Here is a 23,374-nt window from a genome sequence, read left to right as displayed (position 1 = left end):
GGGGGCGACCCCGGCACGGGCAGCAGCTCGCGGTCCTACCTACCAACTAGTCGGTAACTGGGGGACGACTCGGCGCGGGCAGCAGCTCGCGGTAGACGTCGTCGAGGACGCCGGCCTGCGCGCGCCAGGTCCAGCCGTCGAGCAACCCCGGTTTCTCGTACGCGGCCCGGTAGCCAGCGGGCTCGGCCAGCACGGCGCGGACCGCCCGGACGAGGTCGTGCACGTCATCCGCGTCGTACACCTCGCCCTGGCCGGTCTCGCGGACCGTGGCCGCCATCGCCCGCACGTCGCTGACCACCAGCGGCAGCCGCGCCTGCGAGTACTCGAAGAACTTGTTGCTCAGCGCGATCTCGTGGTTGGGCAGGTGGCGCAGCGGGCTGACGGCGCAGTCGGCGGCGGTCAGGTACGGGACCAGCCGGTCGTGGGGCACGTACGGCAGAAGGTGCACCCGGTCGGCCACGCCGAGTTCGGCCGCCAGCGAAGCGATCGGGTCGGCGCCGGCCCGGCTCCCGTTGGGGTGCAGCGAGACCAACGCCAGATGCAGGCCCGGAAGCCGCGGCAGCCCCTGGACGACCAGGTCCACCCCGCGTACCGCGGTGAGCCCGCCGCAGTAGGCCATCAGCGGGGTGTCCGGCCCGATGCCGCAGTCGGCCCGCAGCTTGCCGTCGGGCTCGGCATCGGGAGCATCCGGGCAGTTCAGCACCACGGCCGGCGTCCGTGCGAGGCCATGGCGCTGCTGGAGCAGGTCGGCCAGGGCGGGCGAGACCGTGACGACGGCGTCGGCGTGCCGGGCGTACTCGCGCTCGTGGGCGATCTGGGCGGGCAACCAGCGTGGTTGGCCCGGGCGGCGGGGCATCCCGGCCACGTCCTCGTGCGCGTCCCAGACCAGGCGCACGGTGCGGCCGTGGGCGGCGGCGCGCAGCTTGGCCCGGGCGCCGACGCCGATCATCCGGTAGTCGTTGGCGTGGATCAGGTCCGGCGCCAGGTCGTCCACGATCGGGCCGAGGGCCAGCTCGTAGTCCCAGAGCGCCGGGTCGAGCCGCCGCCAGCTGCGCACCCCGCGCGTCGCGGTCCACCAGGCGATCGCGGCGCGGTGCGAAAAAGAAAGTTCGTTCTCTCTCTCCGCCTCCAGCCGCCGCAGCTCCTGGTGGCGGAACCGGGTCCAGTGCTTGAGCACCTTGAGCGCGACCCGGCTTCGTAACAATCCGGCGCGGCGGATCAGTGTCGGGCGGTCCGTGGCCAGCTCACCGAACCGGGTGACCAGGTCCGCGCGGCGGGCGCGGACCAGCTGGAGGCGGTAGCCCGCGGTCGGCCCCGGCGGGTACGCGAGCGGCCGCCGCCACGACCGCCGGAACGTCGACCAGTGGTGCCGCAGCGGCGCGCGGATGCCGTACAGCCGCACCTCGGCCCGGCCGACCATCCACCGCTCGCGGGCGCTGCCCACCGCCGTCAGGCCGATCAGTGTCACGTCCCAGCCGGTCTCGGCCATCGAGCGGGCCTGCTTCTGCACCCGGGAGTCGCCCTCGACGCCGTTGTCGACGAGCATCACCACGCGGCCGCGAGACGTCACCTACACCTCAACTGCGGAACCTCCCCGGGGTTGCGCGACGATGCGCGGGGCGGCGCCGGCCACCGGCATCAGCGAGGCGTAGACCGCGTCGAGGACCATCGCCTGCCGCTCCCAGGTCCAGCCGTCGAGCAGGCCGGGCTGGGCGTACGCGGCGCGGTACTTCCCGGGGTCGGCCAGCACCGCGCGGACCGCCCGCAGGTAGCCGTCGCGGTCGCCGGCCGGGTAGACCTCGCCCTGCCCGGTCTCCCGGACCGTGGCAGCCATCGTGCGGCAGTCGCTGACCACGATCGGCAGGCGGGCCTGCGCGTACTCGAAGAACTTGTTGCTCAGCGCGATCTCGTGGTTGGGCAGGTGCAGCAGCGGGCTGACGGCCACGTCGGCGGCGGCCAGGTAGGTGACCACCTCGTCGTGCGGGACGTAGGGCAGGGCGTGCACCCGGTCGGCCACGCCCAGTTCGCGGGCGCGGGCCAGGTGCTCGTCGGCGGCGGCGCGGCGGCCGTTCGGCGGGATCGAGACCAGGGCGAGGTGTACGCCGGGCAGGTCGGTCAGCGCCTCGACCAGCAGGATGGTGTTCCGGGCGACGGACAGCCCGCCGCCGTACGCGATCAGCGGGGTGGTCGCGTCGATGCCACAGTCGGCCCGCAGGTTCCGGGCCGGGCGGCCGGTCGGCGTGGTCGGGCAGTTCATCACGACGGCGGGCAGCTCGGGCAGGCCGTGCTCGACGCGGAGGAGTTCGGCCAGCGCCGGCGAGACGGTGACCGCGGCGTCGGCGTGCACCGCGTACTCACGCTCGTGGGCGACCTGCGCGGGCAGCCAGCCGGGCCAGCCGGGGAACGGCGCCAGGCCGGGCACGTACTCGTGGGCGTCCCAGACCAGCTGGACCGTGCGGCCGCGGGCGGCGGCGCGCACCTTGGCCCGGGCGGCGACGCCGAGCATCTTGTAGTCGTTGGCGTGGATGATGTCGGGGCGCATCTTGTCCAGGACCGGGCCGACGGCCAGTTCCATGTCCCACAGGCTCGGGTCGAGCGTGCGCCACGAGCGCTGGCCGCGGAGGGTGCGCCAGAGCACGATCGACGCCCGGGTCAGCGGGGCCTTCGGGTTCTCCCGGGCGGCGGTCAGGCGCCTCAGTTCGCGTGCTCTGAGGCGTACCCACAGGTCCTGGAACTTGATCAGGACCCGGAGCGGCAGCAGCCGCAGCCGGCCGGCCAGCTCGGCCACCCGCCCGCCTCCGCCGCGGCGCTTCGCGGCCACCGACGCCAGCCGGAAGCGCACGTCACCGGCACGCGCGGCGACCGTCTGCCGGCGGTTCGCGGCCAGGGCGGTGCTCGAGTACGCCAGCGGCCGGCGCGGCGACCAGCGCAGCTTGGAGTGGTGGGTGAACAGCGGTCGCCGGGTCGGCACCAGCTTGACCTGGGCGTCGCCGATCTTCCAGGCGACCTTGCGCGCGGACGGCGCGCACACCCCGATCAGCGTGACGTCCCAGCCCGCGGCGGCCGCCGAGCGGGCCGCCTTCTGCACCCGGGAGTCCCCGTCGACGGCGTTGTCGACCAGCATGACCACTGTGCCGCGCGGCGCGCCGGGCGGATCGGAGACCCCGCCGAGCGGTTCGTTCATCGTCACGGTCATGTCGTCACTCCCACGGATCGGCGGCCCACGGTTCCGCAGGCATGCTCATCCCAACGGGGCCACCCGCTCACAGGAAACGCCGCAAATCACCTCATCGTGGTCGTCGCCCTCCGCGATCCGGAACGTGGTCCGCGGTGTCACGACCAGCCACAGCCCGCGCAGCGATCCGGCCGACACGAGCACCGCACGCCGGCCGTCGACCCAGCCCAGCCGCACGATCCCGGCCTCCGAGGTGGCGCTGACCCGGGCCACGCTCGGGCCGGACGCCCGATAGACCAGATGCGATCCCTTGGCCAGCACGGCGGTCCGCCTGGTCAGGTACGGGAAGGTGGCGATCGGTCCGGTCGTCGACCGCCGGCCGGGGAACTCCTGCACCCAGAAGCCGGCCAGCGCGCCCTTGGTCACGTGGTACCAGAAGCCGGGCTGCCCGCCGATCCGGCGGCGCTGGTCGACCGGCGCGCTGGACGCCCGGCCCAGCGTGAGGCCGCGCCGGGCCCTTACTCGGCCGTCGGTGGTGCTGCGGAAGGCGACCCCGACGTGGGTGCCGCCGGAGAACCGGATGGTCGCGGTCACCCGGGCCATGGTGAAGTCGCCGTGCAGGATCTCGGCCATCGCGGCGAAGACCGGCTGCCCGGAGAGCGCGTGCAGATGCAGCAACTGGTTCACGTGGATGTTGTGGTACTTCTCGCTCGGCACGTCGCCGCGCAGGCTGTAGCTGGAGGCCCAGGACGGGTTGCGGAAGCCGCGGAGCAGGTACGTGTAGACGGTCCGGGTCGCCTCGCTGAAGATCGCCGCGGCGGCCGGCGAGCGGGTCACGTTCCAGTAGTCCCAAACGCCGTAGATCGCGAAGATGTGCCCGTTCAGCACCCGGGCCGAGGTCGCCGGGTTCGGCCCTGGGTACTCCTCCAGCCAGAGCCGCCCGGCCGCGTCCCGGTGGGTCGCCCACGGGACGCCGGCCGCGTAGCCGAGTTGCAGCGACCGGAACGCCCGGTCGGCCGCCCGGCGCCACTCGGCCGAGCCGGTCGCCTTGGCCAGCCGGATGAACAGCGACGTGGCCTGGCCCTGGGCCATCGCCGAATACCAGGGCGCCCTCATCGTCAGGCCGATGCCCGAGCTCAGCGGGAAGTCGAAGCGGTACGGGAAGTACCAGGCGCCCCGGGCGTCGACGTGGGTGTCGGCCAGCCGCCGCGCCTGCCGCTGGGCCAGGTCGAGGTACCAGGAGTCGTGCGTACGCCGGTAGTTGTTGACCAGGGCCAGGCCGTACTGGGCCTGGGCGACCGGGTGGTTCATCTTCCGGCCGCCGGTGATGCCGGGGTGCACGAACATGCGTACGCCCTGGTTGTCGACCACCCCGGTGTACTTCTTGGGCAGCTGGCCGCCGTCGTGGTAGGGCCAGGCGTTGACGCCGGCTTCCCGGGGCCCGAACGTGGTGGCTGCTTCTGCTCGTCCCGGGAAGATCAGGGTGGACAAAACGGTCAGCAGAACCACGATTGGTCTCACCCGTACAAACTCGTGCACCGGGGCTTTTCCGACCGGCGAACGCGGGGCGGTAATCCGTTAGAGGGACCCGCGGGACTGCCACGTGCACAGACAGACCTTGTTGCCCTCCGGGTCGGCCAGCACCCAGAAGCTCGGCGCCTCCGCGTCGCTGACCAGGGTGCCGCCGGCGGCCAGGGCGGCGGCGATGCGCGGCCGCACCTGCTCCGGGTCGAGCCACAGGTCGGGGTGCCAGCGCTGACGTGGCTCCTCGTCGCCGCTGTCCTGGAACCAGAACGCCGGCAGCGCGTCGTACGGATCGGTGATGTCGTCCTCGGCCGTCTCGTACCCCATCACCGCGGCCCAGAACGGCATGACCCGGCCCTTGGCCGGGCTGTCCAGCGCGAACTCGAGGCGCGACACGGTGGTGTTCTCGGTGGCCAGGCCGGCCGCCGCGGCGATCTCGGTGATCTTCCGGGCCATCCGGATGTCGCGGCCGGTGATCGCGCCGACGTCGTGGCTGCGCAGCCGGACCGCGACGTGGGTGTAGCGCAGGTCGAGGTCGGGGTGGTGGTCGGCCGCCTCGGCGGCGGCGCCGATCGCGTCGACCAGCGCCAGCCCGGCCGCGAAGTCCTTGGTGGCGATGCGGGTCTGCAGGCCGCCGAGCATGGTGGTCCAGCCGGTCAGCCCTTGGTCGGCGATCTCGTCACCGGTCAGCTTGGTCATCCGCTAATTCTCGGAGAACCGCGGCCAGCCCGCACGGTCCCATTCGATCTCGCGGATCTGCATCCGGATCACGCCGCCGGCGTTCGCGTCGTAGTAGTGGTGGACCATGTACCAGCGGCCGTGGGTGAAGATCACGTCGGGCGCGCCGGTGCCGATCTGGTTGCCCCGGCTGGCCAGCACGATCGTGCCGCCGCCCCGGGCCAGCGGCTTGCCGTCCCGGTCCAGGTAGGGCCCGTCCGGCCGGGTCGCCCGCCCGGCCACGGTCTTGTACGTGCTGTTCACGCCCTGGCAGCAGAAGTCCCACGACGCCAGCAGGTACCAGTACCGGCCGTGCTGGAAGATCTGCGGGTTCTCGATCGGGTCGGGCGGGTTCTGCGGGTGCCGGGCCACGTCCAGCACCGGCCCGTACGGCGTGGTCATGTCCTTGAGCCGTTGCATCTTGATGCCGTCCCAGAACGAGCCGAACGTGATCCACCACTGCCGGCCGTCGTTGAAGACCATCGGGTCGATCGCGTTGTAGTTCTTGCTCCCGTCGCTCGTCAGGATCGGGCCGAGGTCGTGCCAGGAGCTCAAGATGCCCGGGGTACGGGTCCGGGCCGCGCCGATGGCCGAGGTGTTCGTGCCGAAGGACGACGCGGCGTAGTAGAGGTAGAACCAGCTGCCGCGCTGGACCACATGCGGGGCCCAGAGATGGCTCACGCCGTACGCACGGGTCCACCCGGGCAGCGCGATCGCGCCGAGCGACTCCCAGGGGCCGGCCAGCTTGCCGCGGGAGCGGCGGGCGAAGATGCCGCCCGGGTCGGCCGGGTTGAGCACGCCGGTGGAGAAGACGTAGTAGGTGCCGCGGTCGGCGAAGACGGTCGGGTCGTGCACCGGGTCGTCGATCACGCCGGGCACGAAGTCGCCGATGGCGCCGGTCATCGGCAGCTTGCCACGTTCCTGACCGCTTCCCGGGCCGCCGACCGGTGTTCCGAGCATGGTGAGACTCAGCAGGGCCGCGGCGACCGCCTTCAACGCGAACATCAATCCAGGGTGGACCTCCGTCCCGAGGTAGGGCTAGCCCTACCTGAGCTCGATATTCAGCCCCAGTGCGTCGAAGCCCGCCGATTTCTACCGTCTCAGTCATGCCATTCTTCGCACTCCTGCTGACCCTCGTGTCGCTGGTGGCCCCGCCTGCATCGTCGTCGTCGCTCTCCTGGGGCGCGTGCGGCGACGACCAGCTCGGTAAGGCCTTGACCGAGGCCGGCGCCACCTGCGCCACGCTGACCGTGCCGGTCGACTACCAGCGGCCCTCGGCCGGCTCGGTCAAGGTGGCCATCACCAAGATCAAAGCGACCGATCCGGCCCACCGGCGCGGCGCGCTGCTGGTCAACCCGGGTGGTCCCGGGGCCAGCGGGCTGGAGCTGGCCGCGTTCGCCCCGCAACTCTTCCCCGAACTGCTGGCCCAGTACGACGTGATCGGGATGGACCCGCGGTTCACCGGTCGCAGCGAGGCCATCGAGTGCGACTGGAAGACCGACACCTTCGTGCGGTCGGCCGGACCGGACCGGCGCTCGTACGACCGGAGCGTGGCCCTGATGCGGACGCTCGCCGCCGGCTGCGCGGGGGGCACCGGCCGGCTGCCGCACGCCACCACCCGCAACACCGCCCGCGACATCGACCGTCTCCGGTTCGCCCTGGGCGAACCGAAGATCAACTACCTGGGCTTCTCGTACGGGACCTATCTCGGCGCCGTCTACCTGCAGATGTTCGGGGCGCACGCCGGCCGGTTCGTGCTCGACAGCGCGGTCGACCCGGCCGTCTACGGTCCGTCGCTGTTCTCGCGCAACGCCCCCGCCATGCGGGACGCGCTGGTCCGGTGGGCCGCCTCCGCCGCCACCCGGGACGACACCTACCACCTGGGCGCCACCGTCCCGGCGGTGCTGGCCACGGTCGACCGGCTGCACCAGGTGCGGCAGGTCGGCTCCTACCGGGTGGACGAGTCGCTGCTCCCGGCGTACTTCTTCAGCCGGCTGGCCCAGCCCGATTACGAGACGATCTCCACCGAGCTGACGTTCTTCGGGAAGACCGGCGCCCTGCCGGAGTCGCTCGAGGCGTTCCTGCGCGGCTTCTACACCGGCGTGGGCAACCCCTCCGACCGGTACGGGACGCCGATCCTGTGCGCCGACCGGCCGGCGTCCCGCGACACCGACAGCTACTACCGGGACATCGCCGCCCACCGCCGGGCCGAACCGTTCTTCGGGCCGCTCACCCGCAACATCTCGCCGTGCGCGTTCTGGCCGGTGCGCGGGACCGAGCCGCCGACCGACCTGCGCAACGACCGGCCGGTGCTGGTGGTCGGGGCCGACCACGACCCGATCACGCCGTACCCCGGGCAGCTCGCCATGCGCCAGCGGCTCACCGGCTCGTCGTCGGTCACCGTCCAGGGCGTCTACCGGCACACGGTCTACAAGGTGGCCGGCAGCGCCTGCCTCGACCATCTCGTCACGTCCTATCTGCTCGGGTCGTCCGTGCCCCGATCGTCGATCTGCCCGCCTCCCACCTGACGCCTACTTGAGTAACGGCTCCGCCTGCCGATAGGGAGAGGGTGAAGCGCCTGCCCACCGTCGCGGTGCCCGCGATCGCCGTGATCGCGGGCCTGCCGACGTTCCTGGGCTGGTCCTTCGCCGGCACGGCCTACACCGTCGGGTTCGCCCTGTTCGTGGTGCTGGCGTGGCTCGGCGTGCGCCGGCAGACCGGGCGCGCCCGCCTCCCGTACGCGCTGATCGCCTCCGCCCTGACCGCCTGGCTGGCCGGCGACCTGCTGGACGCGTTCCTGAGCTGGCGATTCGACCAGGCGTTCGAAGCCTCGCCGGCCGACGCCCTCTGGATCGCCGGATATCCGCTGCTCACCGCCGGCCTGATTCAGCTCGTCCGGCTGCGGGCGCCCGGGCGCCTCCGCGAGGCCGTGCTGGACGGGCTGGCCATGACCGTCGTGGTGTCCACGCTGTTCTGGCGGTTCCTGATCAGCCCCGCCATCGTGGCGGACGACTTCGGGCCGGCCCAGATCCTCGGCATCCTCTACCCCTTCGGCGACGTGCTGTTCTTCGTCGCCGGCGCCCTCCTCGTGCTCGCCCCCGGCGGCCGCAGCGGCCCCACCCGGTACCTGGTCGCCGCGCTGACCATCACGTTCTTCGGTGACGTCACGATCTCGCTCACCCCGTACTGGTTCCCCGGCTTCGACGACTCCCGCCTCGACGGCCTGCTCCTGCTGGCCAACAGCCTGCTCGCCGCCGCCCTGCGCCACCCGTCGGCGGCCCGCCTGGCCGAGCCCGCCACCCTCGACGCCGACGAACGCCTCCACCCCGGCCGCGTCGTCTTCCTCGGCGTCTCCCTGCTGGCCCTGCCGTCCCTGACCGACCTGCAGATCAGCGACACCGTCCTCGGCCGGGCCGAGATCATGACCGCGATGGTGCTGCTGACCGCGATCGTGCTGACCCGCTTCATGCTCGTCGTCCGGGCCCAGGAACGCGGCCGGTCGGCCCTGTCCCACCGCGCCACCCACGACCAGCTGACCGGGCTGATCAACCGCCAGGAGCTGCACCACCGGCTGACCACGGCGTTAGGTCGCGCCTCAGGCGGCGGTCCCGTGGTGCACTTCCTCGACCTCAACGGCTTCAAGCCCATCAACGACCGGTACGGGCACGCCGCCGGCGACCGGGTCCTGGTGGAGGTGGCGCGCCGGCTGCAGGCGACGGTCCGGGCGACCGAGACGGTGGCCCGCCTGGGCGGCGACGAATTCGTCGTGGTCTCCCCCACGGCGGCCGGGGCGGCCGGCCTCACGAAGCGCCTGCGCCAGGCGATCGAAGAGCCCATCGTCTTGTCCACAGCACCCACCTTCTGTGGACAGCCACAAGCCGAGCCTCCCCTTCCGAGCTACATTCTCGCCCACCCAGTGAACGGGGTGGGGGTGGCGGCGGGGCCCGCGCCCGCGAAGTCGATCTTGAAAACCTCGCCCCACGACCCATCCTGGCCGGGCGACCCGACCCTGCCCCCGCGCGACCTCATCGAGGCGGCCGCGCCACGACTCGTCGCCGCAACACCCGACGCCATCGCGTTCCCACTCGCCGCCACCGCGTCGCCCCACGCTGCCGCATCGCCGCACACCACCGCATCGCCCCACGCTGCCGCATCGCCGCACACCACCGCACCGCCCCACGCTGCCGCGCCGGCCAGCGTCGCCACGCTCCCGCCCGCCGCCACGCTGCCGCCCGCCGCCACGCCCGGTAAGCCGGTCTCGGTCACCGTCCAGGTGAGCATCGGGGTTGCCGTCGCGGGCGCCCTCACCAACCCGACATCCGACTCGCTCCTGGCCGCCGCCGACGCCGCGATGTACAGCGAAAAGGCCCTGACCTCATAATATTGACAGGCTTGACTTTTACAACGTTGAACGCGGATGCTCGTGGAAACGCTCTCTCGGATCCCCCATGCCACCGTGGAGTGCAAAATGAGGCTTCCCCGCGTACCCATCGTCATCGCTCTTCTCGCCGTCGCGGCGCTCGCCGCCGTGCGAACCGCACCATCCGCCGAGGCCGCGCAGGTGATGCGCGCGGCCGATCCCAGCGTGCTCCGGGTGGGCAGCACCTACCACTCGGTGCAGTCGACCGGCGGGGGCATCAGCGTCCGCTCGGCCTCCTCCCCCGACGGCCTGGCCGGTGCCACCGCCCGGCAGGTCTGGTCGGACACCCGCAACCTGGGCGAGATCTGGGCGCCGGAGTTCTCCATGGAGGGCGGCCGGTTCTACATCCACTTCTCGGGGGGCCGCAGCGCCGCCCATCGGATGTACGTGATCAGCTCGACCAGCGCGGCCGCCGGCTACGGCGCCGAGACGAAGGTGGCGCTGCCGGACGACCGGTGGGCCATCGACGGCAGCATGTTCACGTTCAACGGGCAGCGCTGGTTCGTCTGGTCCGGCTGGGCCGGCGACACCAACGTCGAGCAGAACCTGTACATCGCCCGGATGAGCAGCCCGAGCGCCTCGACCGGGGCGCGCTACGTGATCAGCCAGCCCCGGGAGTCGTGGGAACGCGTCGTCGGCAACCCGTTCATCAACGAGGGGCCCGAGCCGATCCGGGACCCCAACGGGCAGTTGCACATCACGTACTCGGCGAACGGCTCGTGGAGCGACCAGTACTGCATCGCCGACCTGCGGCTGCGGGCCGGCGGCGACCCGACGTACGTGTGGGACTGGTACAAGTCGAACGGCTGCCTGTTCGGCTCGAACCGCAACACGATGATGGCCGGCTGGGACCCGACGGTGAACGTGAACGGGCCCGGGCACCACACGTTCGTGCTGCTCAACGGCGACATCGCGACCAGCCCGCCGGCCGGGCCGCGGTTCCCGCTGATGTTCCACGCGGTCCCCAAGGGCACGCCGTACTCGTGGGCCAACCGCTACTGGTACACGGGCACGTTCTGCTGGTGGGGCAACGTCACCTACAGCCGGGCGAACGTGCCGGGCCCGAACACCGACACCGGGTTCGGTCTCAAGTTCTTCGAGTGACCGGCCGCCCGCCCTCGAGGGCACGGGCCAAATCGAGGTCGCCCGTTCGCGGACGGCCTCCCTCACCCCTCCGCCGTCAGGTCGCGTAGGGATCGCGGATCTCCCGCGGCTGAAGCGCCGGCGCGGCCAGTTCCCGCAACGCCGGCGAAGCGACGTAGAACCGGCCGCGAGTCTGACCACGCTGTTCCAGCATCCCGGCGCCGACGAGCGCGCGTAGGTCGCGTGTCGCCTGATCGTCGGTCAGATCTTCGTCGTGTTGGTAAACCGTCCGACGCACGCGTCCGCCGGTCGCCGCGAGCTGCAACGCGCTGACGACGCGCTCATCCATTCCTTTGCGGGCGGCCCACGTCTCGAGCAGGTCCCAGAGCCTCCCGGCCTGATCGATCCGCTGCCGGACCAGCTGGGCCTGCTGGTGATGCGAACTCAGGCAGAACCTGATCCACGCGCCGGTCTCGCCTTCCGGTTCCCACACCGGCCCGCCGACCGTGCCGAGCGCGTCGTAGTAGGCGTACGTGTTGCGGCCGGTTCCGAGCCACTCCTCGATCGACGAGAACTCCGGCGCGAGGACGCCGTTCCGCGCCAGCACCAGGGTATGCAGGCAGCGGGACATCCGGCCGTTGCCGTCCCGCCAGGGATGGATCTTCACCAGGTTGAGGTGGGCCATCGAGGCCTGCACGACGACCGGCAGGCCGGCCGCCTCGGTCGAGAGCCACTCCACCAACTCGCCGACCAGGCGCGGCACATCGTCGGCCTCCGGTCCGGTGTAGACCCGGCGGCCCGTCCGCGCCTCGTCCACGAAGATGTCACCCGGTCGGAAACGACCTGGCCAGCGGCTCAGATCCTGCTTCATCATCATGAAGTGCAGCGCGTTCAGCAGCATGTGGTGCCAGACGAACTCCCGCGAGCGCGCCAATTGCTGCACATAGGTCAGCGCGTCCCGGTAACCGATGATCACGTCCCAAGTGTCCGGATTGGTGTCCATCGGTTCTTCGCCAGCGACAGCTGCGACCGCGTCGTCGAGCCCGGTCTGATATCCCTCGATCGAATTCGATCCTTGGATCGCGTGCGCGATCAGGTTGCGGCGCAGTTGCCCGGTCCAGCGCCGCGGTTCGGCCACCTGATAGCGAAGCGCGTCCCACAGCTCGTCGATCTCGGCGAGCACGCGGCGGTCCTCACTTCGCAGTAAGGCGATCTCGTAAAGCATTCGGCAATCATATAATGATCACCGCATGATGCGGAAATTATTATGGCATCTACGGGCGGGTGGCGATGGCCTTGCGAAGGGCGGCCAGCATGCTGTCCCGGAAGGTGATCATGGAGGGGGCGCGGTCGGCCAGGAAGTTGTCGGCTCCGTGGTACATGCCGGGGACCACGACCAGGTCGGTGGGGACGCCGGAGAGGGAGAGGCGGCCGGCGTACTCGACGTTCTCGGCGTGGAACAGGTCGAGGTCGCCGACGCCGATCCAGGCGGGGGCCAGGCCCTTCAGGTTCTCGCGGCGCGCCGGGACCGCGTACGGCCGGGGCTCCTCGGCGCCGGGGCGGTGGCCCAGGTAAGCGGTCCAGCCGAAGCGGTTCGAGGCGGGAGTCCAGACCAGCTCGCCGGTGCCGATGTGGTCCTGGCGCAGCACCGTGCGGTCGTCGAGCATCGGGTAGATCAGGGCCTGGAAGGCCAGCGGCACGTCGCGGTCGCAGGCCATCTGGGCGACCGCCGCGGCCAGGCCGCCGCCCGCGCTGTCGCCGGCCACGGCGATGCGTGACGGGTCGACGCCGAGCGCCTCGGCCTGGGCGTGGATCCGGGTCAGGGCGTCGAAGCAGTCGTTCAGGCCGGCCGGGAACGGGTGACCGACGGCCTTGCGGTAGTTGACGCTGACCACCAGGACGCCCAGGTCGGCGGCGATCCGGCTGCAGATCGGGTGGTAGGTCGACGGGTGGCCGATGACGAAGCCGCCGCCGTGGATGTAGAGCACCGCGCCGGACGGCAGGGCCCGGGCCGAGGGCTGATAGACGAAGACCTCGGGCGGGCCGGGGCGCCGGTCGACGGTGACGCCGGCCTCGACCGGGCCGGCGGGGAGCGGGATGCGCGCCATCGCCCGCACCATCGTCCGGGACGTGATCTGGAACGGGGCGTAGAGGACCGGGTGGCGCAGGTCGGCCGGGACGGGGCCGATGGCCCGGCGTTTCGCGAGCACGGTCCGCACGCCGGCGGCCACGAGCGCCGCACCCGCCACCAGCGCAACGCCGCGCAGAAGCCGCTTCACGAGAACGAACCCTAGCGCCATCCGTGGTCCCCGGTGGGAGGAGCGGAGAGCAATGCTGACTCGTTGTCCGTTATGGCGGGTAGAGTCCCGTCGGTTGTTTTGCCCGGTAAATGCGAAAGGCACTACTTATGACGAGCGCGCCACGCCTCCTGGTGATCGTCGCCAACGGCATCACGGGTGACTCCCGGGTGCAGCGGACGGCGATCGCCGCGGCCCGGGCCGGGTGGGACGTGACGCTGCTCGGGGCGGGTGGGCGCGGGCGGCGCGTCGAGTCGATGATGGGCGCCGTACGGATGATCCGGCTGCCGATGACCACGACGTACGCGGCGCACTCCCGCGGGCCCCGGGTGCTCCCACTGCTGCTCCAGTCGCATCGGCACACCCGGGAGAGCGTGCGTGCCGCGCATCAGGCCTGGTTGCGGCAGGCCACCGCGCGGATCGGCACGCTGCGTACAGGTGGCCGCGGCCCGTCGGTGGCGGTGCGGCTGCCGCTCAGCAAGGCGCTCGGCGCCGTCGTCCGGAGCCGCCGGGTGATGCATCGGATGCGGATGAAGGCGTTCCGCTGGCAGGAGCGGCAGGCGGGCAAGCCGACCGGTGACTGGCGGCGGGACTGCCCGTCGCTGGTCGACCTGGACCTGGTCTTCGGCCCGGTGATCGAGGAGCTCAAGCCGGACCTGATCCACGCCAACGACATCACGATGATCCACACCGCGGCGCTGAGCGCGGCCCGGATGCGCGGCCGCGGTGAGAAGGTGGCCTGGCTGTACGACGCCCACGAGTACGTGCCGGGCGTCGAGTCGTGGCAGCCGGCGGCGCGGCGGGCGTATCGGGAGATCGAGCGGCGCTTCATCCGGCACGCCGACGCCGTGGTCGCGGTGTCACCGGAGATCGCCGGCCTGCTCAGCCGCGACTACCACCTGCGCGAGACGCCGCTGGTGGTCCGGGACGCGCCGATCCGGGACACGATCGGCGCCGCCGACCCGAGCCCGTCGGTCCGCGCGACGTGTGACCTGCCCGACGACGTGCCCCTGCTGGTCTGCGCCCACGGTCACGACCTCGGTGTCGCCGTGGCCGCGCTGACCGAGTTGACCGGCGTCCACCTGGCCGTCATCGCCGGCGACGGGACCGCCGTGCTGGCCCAGGCCGGCCAGCTCGAGGTGGCCGACCGCGTGCACGTCATCCCGTACGCGCCGCAGCAGGCCGTGCCCGACTATCTCTCCACCGCCGACCTGGGCCTGATCTGCTCCCGCCGCAGCGAGGCCGAGCTGGCCGACTACCTGCACGCCCGCCTCCCGGTGGTGGTCGGCGACGTGCCCACGCCGGCCGAGTTCGTCCGTACGCACGACGTGGGCGAGGTGTCCGCCGCGAACGACCCGGCCGCCTTCGCCGCGGCGGTCCGGTCCGCGCTGGCCCGGCGCGCCGAGCTGGCCGCCCACATCACCGAGCCGCTGCTGGCCGAGATGTCGTGGGAGCACCAGGCGGCCGGCCTGACCGAGCTGTACCGCCGGATCGCCCCGCGCGCCCCGGAGGCCCCGCGACCGGATCTGCCGTGGACGGCCGGCGAGGACACCCGCCGGGCCGGCGCCGCCCAGGTGGCCAAGCTGCCGCGCCGGTGGCGCCCGCTCGACGCGGCGTCCCGGGTCCGGCTGGGCCTGGGCGTGGCCAACTACGCCGGCCAGCTCGCCGCGTTCGCCCAGGCGATCTGCCGCGACCACGCCGACGTCACCGCCGAGGTGTCGATGCGGCAGCACAGCGGCTCGTTCACCTTCCCGGCCGACGTCTACCTGGACGTCGACCAGCAGGGCGAGCTCACCACCCAGGTGGCGCAGATGCAGCGGATCCTCGGCCGCTACACGCACCTGATCGCGGACGCCTTCCTGCCGGTCTTCGGCCTGCTCAACGGCAACACGATCGAGGGTGACCTGCCGGCCCTGCGGCGCGCCGGGATCCGGGTGGCGCTGCTGGCGCACGGCAGCGAGCTGCGGCACCCGGCCCGGCACCTGCGCATCCACAAGTTCTCGCTGTTCCACGACGTGCCGGAGGGGCGGATGCGGCAGTTCACCGCGAACGCCGACCGGAACAAGCGGATCGCCGAGTCGAGCGGGCTGCCGCTGTTCGTCACCACCCCCGACCTGCTCGACGACCTGCCCACCGCCACCTGGGCGCCGCTGGTGGTCGACGTGGACGCCTGGGCCAGCGACGTGCCGGTGATGGAACGGCCGCGCCCCAAGGTGTTGCACGGGCCGTCGCAGCGCTGGACCAAGGGCACCGACCGGATCCTGCCGACCCTGAACCGCCTGCACGACAAGGGCGCCATCGAGCTGGTGCTGGCCGAACGGGTCAGCTGGGACGAGATCCGCGAGATGGTCAAGTCCTGCGACATCGTGGTCGACCAGTTCGCGGTCGGGTCGTACGGCACGCTCGCGGTCGAGGCGATGGCCGCCGGTCGCCCGGTGGTCGGCTACCTCGACGAGCGCGTGCACGCGGCCGCGGGCGTGCAGCCGCCGATCGTCAACGCCACGCCGGACACCCTGGGCGCGGCGCTGGAGTCGCTGCTGGACGATCCGTCCCGTACGGCTAAGATCGGTTTCGAATCGGCCGCGTACGCCCGCGACACCCACGACGGGCGCCGCACCGCCCAGGCGTTCGCCGGCTTCCTGGAGTCGTAGGCCGCCGCGGCTAGCTCGCGGTGCCGGCCATCAGATAGGCGCGGACCTCGACGCGGGCCTGGTGGATGCGCGAGCGCACGGTGCCCTCGGCGATGTCGAGGTGCCCGGCGATCTCGCGGTAGTCGAGCTGGCAGACGTCACGCAGCACCAGGGGCGCCACGAGCAGCGGGCGGCGCTCCTCCAGCCGGTCGAGCGCGTCCAGCAGGTCGAGCCGGGACCCGGCGATCACGCTGGTCGTCCGCGGGTCGGACGGCTCCACCGGCAACACGTCGTGCGCCTGCTCGCGGGCCCGGCGCTGCAACGATCGGTACGTCTGCCGCGCGCTGTTCGCCACCACCACGTGCAGCCAGGTGGAGAACCGCGACCGGCCCTGGAAGCCGGGGATCGAGCGGGCCACCTGCCACAGCACGTCCTGGCAGGCCTCCTCGGCGTCCTGGAAACAGGGCAGGAACCGGGCACACCGGCGCAGCACCTGCGGGCGGATCGCGGCGAGCAGCGCGTCCAACGCCGCGGCGTCGCCGGAAGCCGCCCGTTGGGCGAGTATTTCCTGGTCAACCATTGATTGCCCCCGTGGCAAGCTCGGCCAAAATCGCCATTGTGCCCACCGGACACAATGTGCCCGTGTCGATTCCTGCCCGGATCGGGCGATACCGCGTCGAGCGCCGGCTCGGCTCGGGCGCGTTCGCCACGGTCTGGCTGGCCACCGACGACGCGCTCGAGTCGCAGGTGGCGATCAAGGTGCTGGCCGACAACTGGTCGCACCACCCCGATGTCCGCGCGCGCTTCGAGCAGGAGGCGCAGATCCTCCGGCGGGCCGACTCGGAGCGGCTGGTGCGGATCCACGACTACGGCGAGCTGCCCGACGGGCGGCCGTACCAGGTGATGACGTACGTCTCCGGCGGCACCCTGGCCGACCGGCTGGCCGCCGGGCCGATGGGCGTACGCGAAGCCCTGCGAACCGCCGCGGCGATCGCCCGCGCCACCACCGACCTGCACGACGCCGGCGTGCTGCACCGCGACCTGAAACCGTCCAATGTGCTCCTCGACCCGGTCCGCGGCCGCGTGCTGGTCGCCGATCTGGGTCTGGCCAAGACCATCGCGTTCGCGTCCGGCTTCACCGTGGCCGCGGGCACGCCCGGCTACATGGCGCCCGAACAGGCGCGCCCGGGCGGCGGTCTGGACGTGCGGGCCGACGTCCACGCGATCGGCGCGATGGCGTACCAGATGATCACCTCGACGGCCCCCGACGGCGCCGGACCCACCGCACCCTCCCGGCTCCGCGCGGGCGTGCCGCGCCGGGTCGACCGCGTCGTGCTGCGCGCGCTGGCCACCCAGCGTGACCGTCGCTGGCCGACCGCGGCCGCGCTGGCCGACGCCCTCGACGCGGCCGCCGGTCACACCCCTCGCCGCTTCTCCCGGCTGCCCGGCGTGCTGGCCGGCGCCGCCTGCCTGAGCCTGCTCACCGGAGCTACGGCCGACCCCTCATGGGTACGGGTGACCGACACCACCGGCAACGTGTCGATCGCCGTGCCGCCCGAGTGGGCCGGCCAGGCCCAGACCGAGGGCTGGAACCCGGACGACGTGGGCCTGCGCGCCGGCCGCCACCCCGGCCTGGCCGTGGCCGCCGACCTGACCACCTGGCGCACCGAGTACGGCGGCGGCCCCGGCGTCTTCGCCGGGACCGCCGACACCCTGACCGGCGCCCGGCTGCCGCAACACCCCCGTTGCGCCCGGCAGCCGGACCGCCCGATCACCACCGCGTCCGCCACGGGCACCGTGACCCGCTGGACCGGCTGCGCCGGAACGTCCATCTCGTACAGCGAGGTGCGCCTGGGCCGCGCCTACATCCAGATCAAGCAGACCGGCCCCGACGACCACACCGACGAACTGATCCGCGGCCTCTACTCCGATGCCGCCGGCCCGGCCCTGGTTCGCCCTCATCGATAACGAACCGATAACACGGCCAGGACCCGCCACCGTCGCGAGCAGTGGCAGGCCAAGACGGCATCGCCCGCCTGGACGTCGTCAGGATCCGGCGGGCGTGAGGAATCGGGTCAGGGCCGCGGTCAGGGCGTCGGGGTTCTCCTCGGCCACGTGGTGGCCCGAGTCGATCGGCTCGCCGCGCAGGTCGTCGACCCAGGGGCGCCAGACCGCGACCGGGTCGCCGTACAGCCGCTCCATGTCGTCGCGGGCCGACCACAGGTACAGCGTGGGGCACCGCACGGTGCGGCCGGCCCGGCGGTCGGCCTCCTCGTGCTCACGGTCGACGCCCAGGCCGGCGCGGTAGTCCTCGAGCATGGCCCGCACGGTGTTCTCGTCGTGGATGGCCGCGTGCGTCTCGCGGTAGTTCTCGGCGCCCATGCGGTCGGGGCGCACGTTGGCGTACCAGGCGTCGGGGTCGGCGTTGATGACCCGTTCCGGCGTGGACGGCTGGGCGAAGAAGAACCAGTGGTACCACTCCCGGGCGAAGGTCGCGTCACAGCGGGCCAGGGCTTCACTGATGGGTACGCCGTCCATCACCACGAGGCGGTCGACCGTGCCCGGGTGGTCGAGCGCCAGCCGCAGCGCCACGTAGCAGCCCCGATCGTGGCCGACCAGCGAGAACGTCGGGTGGCCGAGGGCCGACATCAGCCGCACCAGGTCGCCGGCCACGGCACGCTTGGACTGCTGCGAGTGGTCGGCGCGGATCGGCGCCTTGCCCGACTGCCCGTACCCCCGCATGTCGGGGCAGACGACCGTGAACCCCCGTTCCACCAGCCGCGGGGCAACCCGATGCCAGGTCGATCCGGTACGCGGATGCCCGTGCACCAGCAGCACCGGCGGCCCCTGCCCGGCGTACCGGACCCGAAGTTCCACCTCGCCGACGTCGACCCGCTCGTCGGTAAAACCCTCGAACATCAGCTGACCTCCAGACGCGCGATCTCTCCCGTCTCCAGTCCTACCCAGATCGCGCCGTCCGGACGACCGGTAGATTTCCGGTGTGGAGGCACGGACGGTCACCGGCCGCTACCGGTTGCTGCGGCGACTGGGCAGTGGCGGGATGGGCACGGTCTGGCTGGCGCATGACGAGTTGCTCGACCGGGACGTCGCGGTCAAGGAGATCCGGCTCCCGTTCGCCGGCGAGGACGACCCGGCGGTCAAGCGGGCGCTGCGCGAGGCGCAGGCGGCGGCCCGGCTCAACCACCCGGGCATCATCACCGTGCACGACGTGGTGGTCGACGATCACCGGCCGTGGATCGTGATGGAGCTGGTCGAGGGCGGTTCGCTGGCCGGCGCCATCCGGGACCACGGCCTGCTCACCGAGCAGCGCACCGCCGAGATCGGGATGGCCGTGCTCGATGCCCTGCACGCCGCGCATCGTGGCGGCATCACGCACCGCGACGTGAAGCCGGCGAACATCCTGCTCGACTCCTCATCGGACCGCGTCGTGCTGACCGACTTCGGCATCGCCGCGATCGACGACGCCACCGCGCTCACCCGCACCGGGCAGATGGTGGGGTCGCCGGCGTACATCGCGCCGGAGCGCCTCAACGGCCGGCCCGCCACGGCCGCCTCCGACCTGTGGGCGCTGGGCGTGACGCTGTACGCGGCGGTGACCGGGGAGTCGCCGTTCCACCGCGACTACGCGCCCGCCACCCTGGCCGCGATCCTGACCAGCAAGCCCGCCCCGCCCGCGCACGCCGGGCGGCTGTGGCCGGTGATCAAGGGGCTGCTGCACAAGGATCCGGCCAAGCGGCTGACCGCCGAACAGGCGCGGCCGTTGCTCGCCGCGGTCGCATCGCCCGGTCCGGCGCGGCCGGGACCGCCCCGGCCACGGCGGTCCCGGTTCGACGACATCACCCGGACCGCCCTGGACGCCCCGGCGGCACCGCGGCGGCGGTGGCCGGCCGCCGTCGCCGCGCTGGTGGTCCTGGCCGCCGTGGCGATCGTCGTGGTCGTGCGCTCGGGCGCGTCCGACCGGTCCGGCGCGCCGGACGAAGGCCGGACAACGCCGACGACCTCGTCCACGACCTCGTCCACCCCGCCGGCGGTCTTTCACGGCGCGCTGTCCGGCCACTCCGACACCGTTCTGGCCCTGGCCTTCAGCCCCGACGGGCGAACGCTGGCCACCGGCGGCAGCGACCGGACGGTCCGCATCTGGGACACCGCCACCGGCCGTCCCGTCGAGGTCCGCACCCAGCACCGCGACGTGGTGCTCGACCTCGCGTTCAGCCCCGACGGCACGATGCTCGCCTCGGCCGGGCACACCGACGACCCGACGATCCGGTTGTGGGCGACGGACGGCTGGAAGCCGCTGGGCACCCTCAACGTGGGCGTCGCGTCGGTGCAGGCGCTGGCGTTCAGCCCGGACGGCCGGACCCTCGCGGCCGGCGGCCTGTCCGGAAAGATCGTCCTGTTCGACACCCGGACGCTGGCCGAGCGGAAGCGCCTCGCCGGGCACACCGGCGGCACCTACGACCTCGCGTTCAACCCCGGCGGCACGCTGCTGGCCAGCGGCGGCTCGGACCAGCGGGCGCGGGTCTGGGACGCCGCCACCGGGCGCCCGGTGGCCGAGCTGCCCGGCCCGCCGTCGATGCTCGCGGTGGCGTTCGGCCACGGCGGCACGCTGCTGGCCGCCGGCGGTTCGGACGGCCAGGCGCGGCTCTGGGACACGGCCACCTGGCGCCCGGGTCAGCGCCTGACCACCTCCGACGCGCAGATCGAGACGCTCGACTTCAGCCCGGACGACGGCTGGCTGATCGCGGGCACGGAGTCCGACCTCGGCGTACCCGTCTGGCGGGTCCAGACCGGTCGCCTCACCCGCGAGGTGAACCTCAACGACGAGTGGCCGATGATCGCCCGCTTCAGCCCGGACGGCCGGACGATCGCCACCGGCGGCGCCGACCAGCTGGTGAGGCTGGCCGGCGCCAGAGACTTCATCGGTCCCTAGACGGCGAGTCGGTCCTCAGACGGCAGCGGTGGCGGCCGGGAACCGCTCCCAGACGCGGTGGGCGGCGAGCAGCCGCGTCACCGCCGCGAACGCCTCCTCGCCGGACTTCGCGGTGACCACACCCGGGCCGGTCGCGCCGACCTCCTGGAGCACCGTCGCGCCGGCGCCCCACGCGCCGATCGCCTTGGCGTGCCGCCAGCACTCCTCGACCAGCAGCGCGACCCGCGGGTCGACCGAGGACCGGCCGTCGGCGCCGGCCTTGGCGTCGAGCCCGGGCAGCGCGTCCGGCGCCGGTACGGGCGCGCCGGCCAGCAGCAGCACGTCGAACTCGATCGACCGCGCGGTGGCGAAGGTCCGCTGCACCGGCAGGTCGCCGATCAGGCCACCGTGCGGGGCGATCAGCAGCGGCACCAGGCCGGCGGCGAAGGCGGCCTGGCGGACGTCGTCGATTCCGGCGTCGAGGTTGGCCGGGTCCACGACGATGCCGACGATCCGGCCGTCCGGCGGCCACTCGGCGCCGAGCTGCGACAGCGCCGGGCTGGGCGTCACCTCGGGCAGGGTGATCGAGGGCGCCGGCGCGGGCAGCCCGAGCCCGGTCGCGACCCGCTCGCACAGCACCGGGTCGATGTTGGCCAGGGACAGCAGCTGACGTTCCTTGATCGTCTGCTCGTAGCACTTGGCCAGCTCGAACGTGTACGCCTGCACGATGTGGTCCTGCTCGACCGGCGTCATGCTGGCCCAGAACAGCCGTACCTGGCTGTAGTGATCGTCGAAGGTCACCGGGTTGGCCCGGATCTTCGGCGCCTCGGCCACGGTCACCGGGCTGTCCTCGAACGACCTCTCGGTGGTCGGGAACGGGTTGCCGGCGTCGAGCGAGTTCGGATGGTACGGCGCGACCCCGCCGTGCACCGCCTGCTGGTGGAAGCCGTCCCGGAGCATGTCGTTGACCGGCGCGTGCGGGCGGTTGATCGGGATCTGCTGGAAGTTCGGGCCGGCCAGCCGGGTGATCTGGGTGTCCACGTACGAGAACAACCGTCCCTGGAGCAGCGGGTCGTTCGTCACGTCGATGCCGGGCGGGAGGTTGCCGAGGTGGAAGGCGACCTGCTCGGTCTCGGCGAAGAAGTTGGTCGGCGTACGGTTCAGCACCAGCTTGCCCACCCGCTGCACCGGCGCCAGCTCCTCCGGCACGATCTTGGTCGGGTCGAGCAGGTCGATGCCGGCGAACGTCTCCTCGGGCGTGTCCGGGAACACCTGGATGCCCAGCTCCCACTCCGGGAACGCGCCGGCCTCGATGGCGTCGTACAGGTCGCGCCGGTGGAAGTCCGGGTCGACGCCGCTGGCCAGCTGCGCCTCCTCCCAGGTCAGCGAGTGCACGCCGAGCTTGGGCTTCCAGTGGAACTTGGCCAGGGCGGTCTCGCCGGCCTCGTTGACCAGCCGGAAGGTGTGCACCCCGAAACCTTCCATCGTCCGGTACGAGCGGGGGATGCCCCGGTCGGACATGTTCCAGATGGTGTGGTGCTGCGCCTCGGTGTGCAGCGAGACGAAGTCCCAGAACGTGTCGTGCGCGCTCTGGGCCTGCGGGATCTCCCGGTCCGGGTGCGGCTTGCCGGCGTGGATGATGTCCGGGAACTTGATCGCGTCCTGGATGAAGAACACCGGGATGTTGTTGCCGACCAGGTCGAACGTGCCCTCGTCGGTGTAGAACTTGGTGGCGAAACCGCGGGTGTCACGGACGGTGTCGGCCGATCCGCGCGAGCCGAGCACGGTCGAGAAGCGTACGAAGACGTCGGTCTCCTTGCCCTTGGCCAGGAACCCGGCGCGCGTGACGCCCTCCGCGTTGCCGTAGCCGGTGAAGACGCCGTGCGCTCCGGCGCCGCGGGCGTGCACCACCCGCTCCGGGATCCGCTCGTGGTCGAAGTGGGTGATCTTCTCGCGGAAGTGGTGGTCCTGGAGCAGGACCGGGCCGCGCGGGCCGGCCTTGAGCGAGTGGTCGGTGTCGCGCAACCGGGTGCCGCCGGCGGTGGTCAGGTAGGACCCCTGCTGCGAGTGCGACGGGGCCGGGACGCCGGTTTCCGCGCCGGTGGGCGTACGCGTCTCCGGGGTTCCCTGCTCGCTCTTGGGCGGCAGCGGCTCGTGCGGCGTGGTCGGCTCCTCGAGCGGCGGCGTCGCGCTGCCCGGCGACCCCGGGATGCGGTCGCTCGCCGCGCGGGCGACGTCGGTCACCTTCTCCGCCGCCGCCTCGACCACTTCCTGGATCTTCCGCGCCGGGTTGGGGCTGTTCATCGGACCTCCTGGAGAGTCTTCGGCTGACTGCCGCCGACTACCCCGGAACCAATCCAGAAAACGCCTTTCGCGCGTTTGATCCGATTACCCGCCGGAATCGGTCTCCCGCCGGCCGCCGCGGGTTTCGTCCTCCGGGCGTTCGCGGGTGCGCTCGCGCGTCGTCCCGTACCAGGCCGTTCCGGACTGCATGTCACCGTGTGACGGTTGACGGCCTCGGCGGGTCTGCTCGTCGGCTGGTGCTGCGCTGGGCATCGTGGTGCCTCCCTGCAAAATTGCCTACCAGCAAGGATCTTC

The 23,374-nt window shown here is 72.3% G+C and carries 16 protein-coding genes; 6 read left to right on the top strand and 10 right to left on the bottom strand.

Going from position 1 to position 23,374, the window contains the following annotated elements:
- Positions 1–46: 46 nt before the first annotated feature.
- The 5 genes from AB0O15_RS21185 to AB0O15_RS21165 are packed head-to-tail and all read right to left on the bottom strand — an operon-like array spanning position 47 to position 6,421.
- Positions 47–1,570 carry a glycosyltransferase family 4 protein gene (locus AB0O15_RS21185; protein ID WP_364320875.1) on the bottom strand — a complete coding sequence of 508 codons (1,524 nt, stop codon included), beginning with the start codon at positions 1,568–1,570 and terminating at the stop codon, positions 47–49.
- Entirely contained in the window at positions 1,571–3,196 is a 1,626-nt protein-coding gene (locus AB0O15_RS21180) for a glycosyltransferase family 4 protein (protein WP_364320872.1), read from the bottom strand.
- A gap of 45 nt (positions 3,197–3,241) precedes the next feature.
- Positions 3,242–4,696 carry a D-glucuronyl C5-epimerase family protein gene (locus AB0O15_RS21175; RefSeq protein ID WP_364320869.1) on the bottom strand — a complete coding sequence of 485 codons (1,455 nt, stop codon included), beginning with the start codon at positions 4,694–4,696 and terminating at the stop codon, positions 3,242–3,244.
- 57 nt (positions 4,697–4,753) lie between these two features.
- A complete protein-coding gene (locus AB0O15_RS21170; RefSeq protein WP_364320866.1) occupies positions 4,754–5,398 on the bottom strand; it encodes a 4a-hydroxytetrahydrobiopterin dehydratase in 645 nt (214 codons plus the stop codon).
- A gap of 3 nt (positions 5,399–5,401) precedes the next feature.
- A complete protein-coding gene (locus tag AB0O15_RS21165; RefSeq protein WP_364320863.1) occupies positions 5,402–6,421 on the bottom strand; it encodes an arabinan endo-1,5-alpha-L-arabinosidase in 1,020 nt (339 codons plus the stop codon).
- A 101-nt stretch (positions 6,422–6,522) separates the two neighbouring features.
- Between AB0O15_RS21165 and AB0O15_RS21160 the strand changes: the two genes are divergently transcribed.
- The 3 genes from AB0O15_RS21160 to AB0O15_RS21150 all read left to right on the top strand — a co-directional run bounded on the left by AB0O15_RS21160 (position 6,523) and on the right by AB0O15_RS21150 (position 10,940).
- Positions 6,523–7,944, top strand: coding sequence for an alpha/beta hydrolase (locus AB0O15_RS21160; protein ID WP_364320860.1), 1,422 nt, complete (start codon positions 6,523–6,525; stop codon positions 7,942–7,944).
- 41 nt (positions 7,945–7,985) lie between these two features.
- Positions 7,986–9,797: a GGDEF domain-containing protein gene (locus tag AB0O15_RS21155; protein ID WP_364320856.1), complete on the top strand. Its 1,812-nt coding sequence runs from the start codon at positions 7,986–7,988 to the stop codon at positions 9,795–9,797.
- An 87-nt stretch (positions 9,798–9,884) separates the two neighbouring features.
- A complete protein-coding gene (locus AB0O15_RS21150; RefSeq protein WP_364320853.1) occupies positions 9,885–10,940 on the top strand; it encodes a glycoside hydrolase family 43 protein in 1,056 nt (351 codons plus the stop codon).
- Positions 10,941–11,016: 76 nt separating this feature from the next.
- On the opposite strand, the gene AB0O15_RS21145 is transcribed toward AB0O15_RS21150, so the two are convergent.
- A complete protein-coding gene (locus AB0O15_RS21145) occupies positions 11,017–12,144 on the bottom strand; it encodes a Fic family protein (RefSeq protein ID WP_364320850.1) in 1,128 nt (375 codons plus the stop codon).
- A 49-nt stretch (positions 12,145–12,193) separates the two neighbouring features.
- Positions 12,194–13,198, bottom strand: a complete 1,005-nt coding sequence (locus AB0O15_RS21140; RefSeq protein WP_364320847.1) for an alpha/beta hydrolase — start codon at positions 13,196–13,198, stop codon at positions 12,194–12,196.
- A 128-nt stretch (positions 13,199–13,326) separates the two neighbouring features.
- On the opposite strand from AB0O15_RS21140, the gene AB0O15_RS21135 reads away from it, so the two are divergent.
- Positions 13,327–15,867: a glycosyltransferase gene (locus tag AB0O15_RS21135; RefSeq protein WP_364320844.1), complete on the top strand. Its 2,541-nt coding sequence runs from the start codon at positions 13,327–13,329 to the stop codon at positions 15,865–15,867.
- 10 nt (positions 15,868–15,877) lie between these two features.
- On the opposite strand, the gene AB0O15_RS21130 is transcribed toward AB0O15_RS21135, so the two are convergent.
- Positions 15,878–16,426: an RNA polymerase sigma factor gene (locus AB0O15_RS21130; protein ID WP_364320841.1), complete on the bottom strand. Its 549-nt coding sequence runs from the start codon at positions 16,424–16,426 to the stop codon at positions 15,878–15,880.
- A 62-nt stretch (positions 16,427–16,488) separates the two neighbouring features.
- Here AB0O15_RS21130 and AB0O15_RS21125 point away from each other — a divergent pair, with 62 nt between their 5' ends.
- Positions 16,489–17,814, top strand: coding sequence for a serine/threonine-protein kinase (locus AB0O15_RS21125; protein WP_364320839.1), 1,326 nt, complete (start codon positions 16,489–16,491; stop codon positions 17,812–17,814).
- Between the two features lie 78 nt (positions 17,815–17,892).
- On the opposite strand, the gene AB0O15_RS21120 is transcribed toward AB0O15_RS21125, so the two are convergent.
- A complete protein-coding gene (locus AB0O15_RS21120) occupies positions 17,893–18,765 on the bottom strand; it encodes an alpha/beta hydrolase (protein WP_364320836.1) in 873 nt (290 codons plus the stop codon).
- A gap of 82 nt (positions 18,766–18,847) precedes the next feature.
- On the opposite strand from AB0O15_RS21120, the gene AB0O15_RS21115 reads away from it, so the two are divergent.
- A complete protein-coding gene (locus AB0O15_RS21115) occupies positions 18,848–20,797 on the top strand; it encodes a serine/threonine-protein kinase (RefSeq protein ID WP_364320833.1) in 1,950 nt (649 codons plus the stop codon).
- A 15-nt stretch (positions 20,798–20,812) separates the two neighbouring features.
- Here AB0O15_RS21115 and AB0O15_RS21110 read toward each other — a convergent pair whose 3' ends face one another.
- Entirely contained in the window at positions 20,813–23,080 is a 2,268-nt protein-coding gene (locus tag AB0O15_RS21110; RefSeq protein ID WP_364320830.1) for a catalase, read from the bottom strand.
- Positions 23,081–23,374: the final 294 nt, after the last annotated feature.

The sequence above is a fragment of the Actinoplanes sp. NPDC089786 genome (assembly GCF_040684855.1).
In the GTDB taxonomy this organism is placed as follows: Bacteria; Actinomycetota; Actinomycetes; order Mycobacteriales; family Micromonosporaceae; genus Actinoplanes.
Note: the sequence above shows the minus strand (reverse complement) of the source record. Positions and strands in the feature narration are given on the sequence as shown.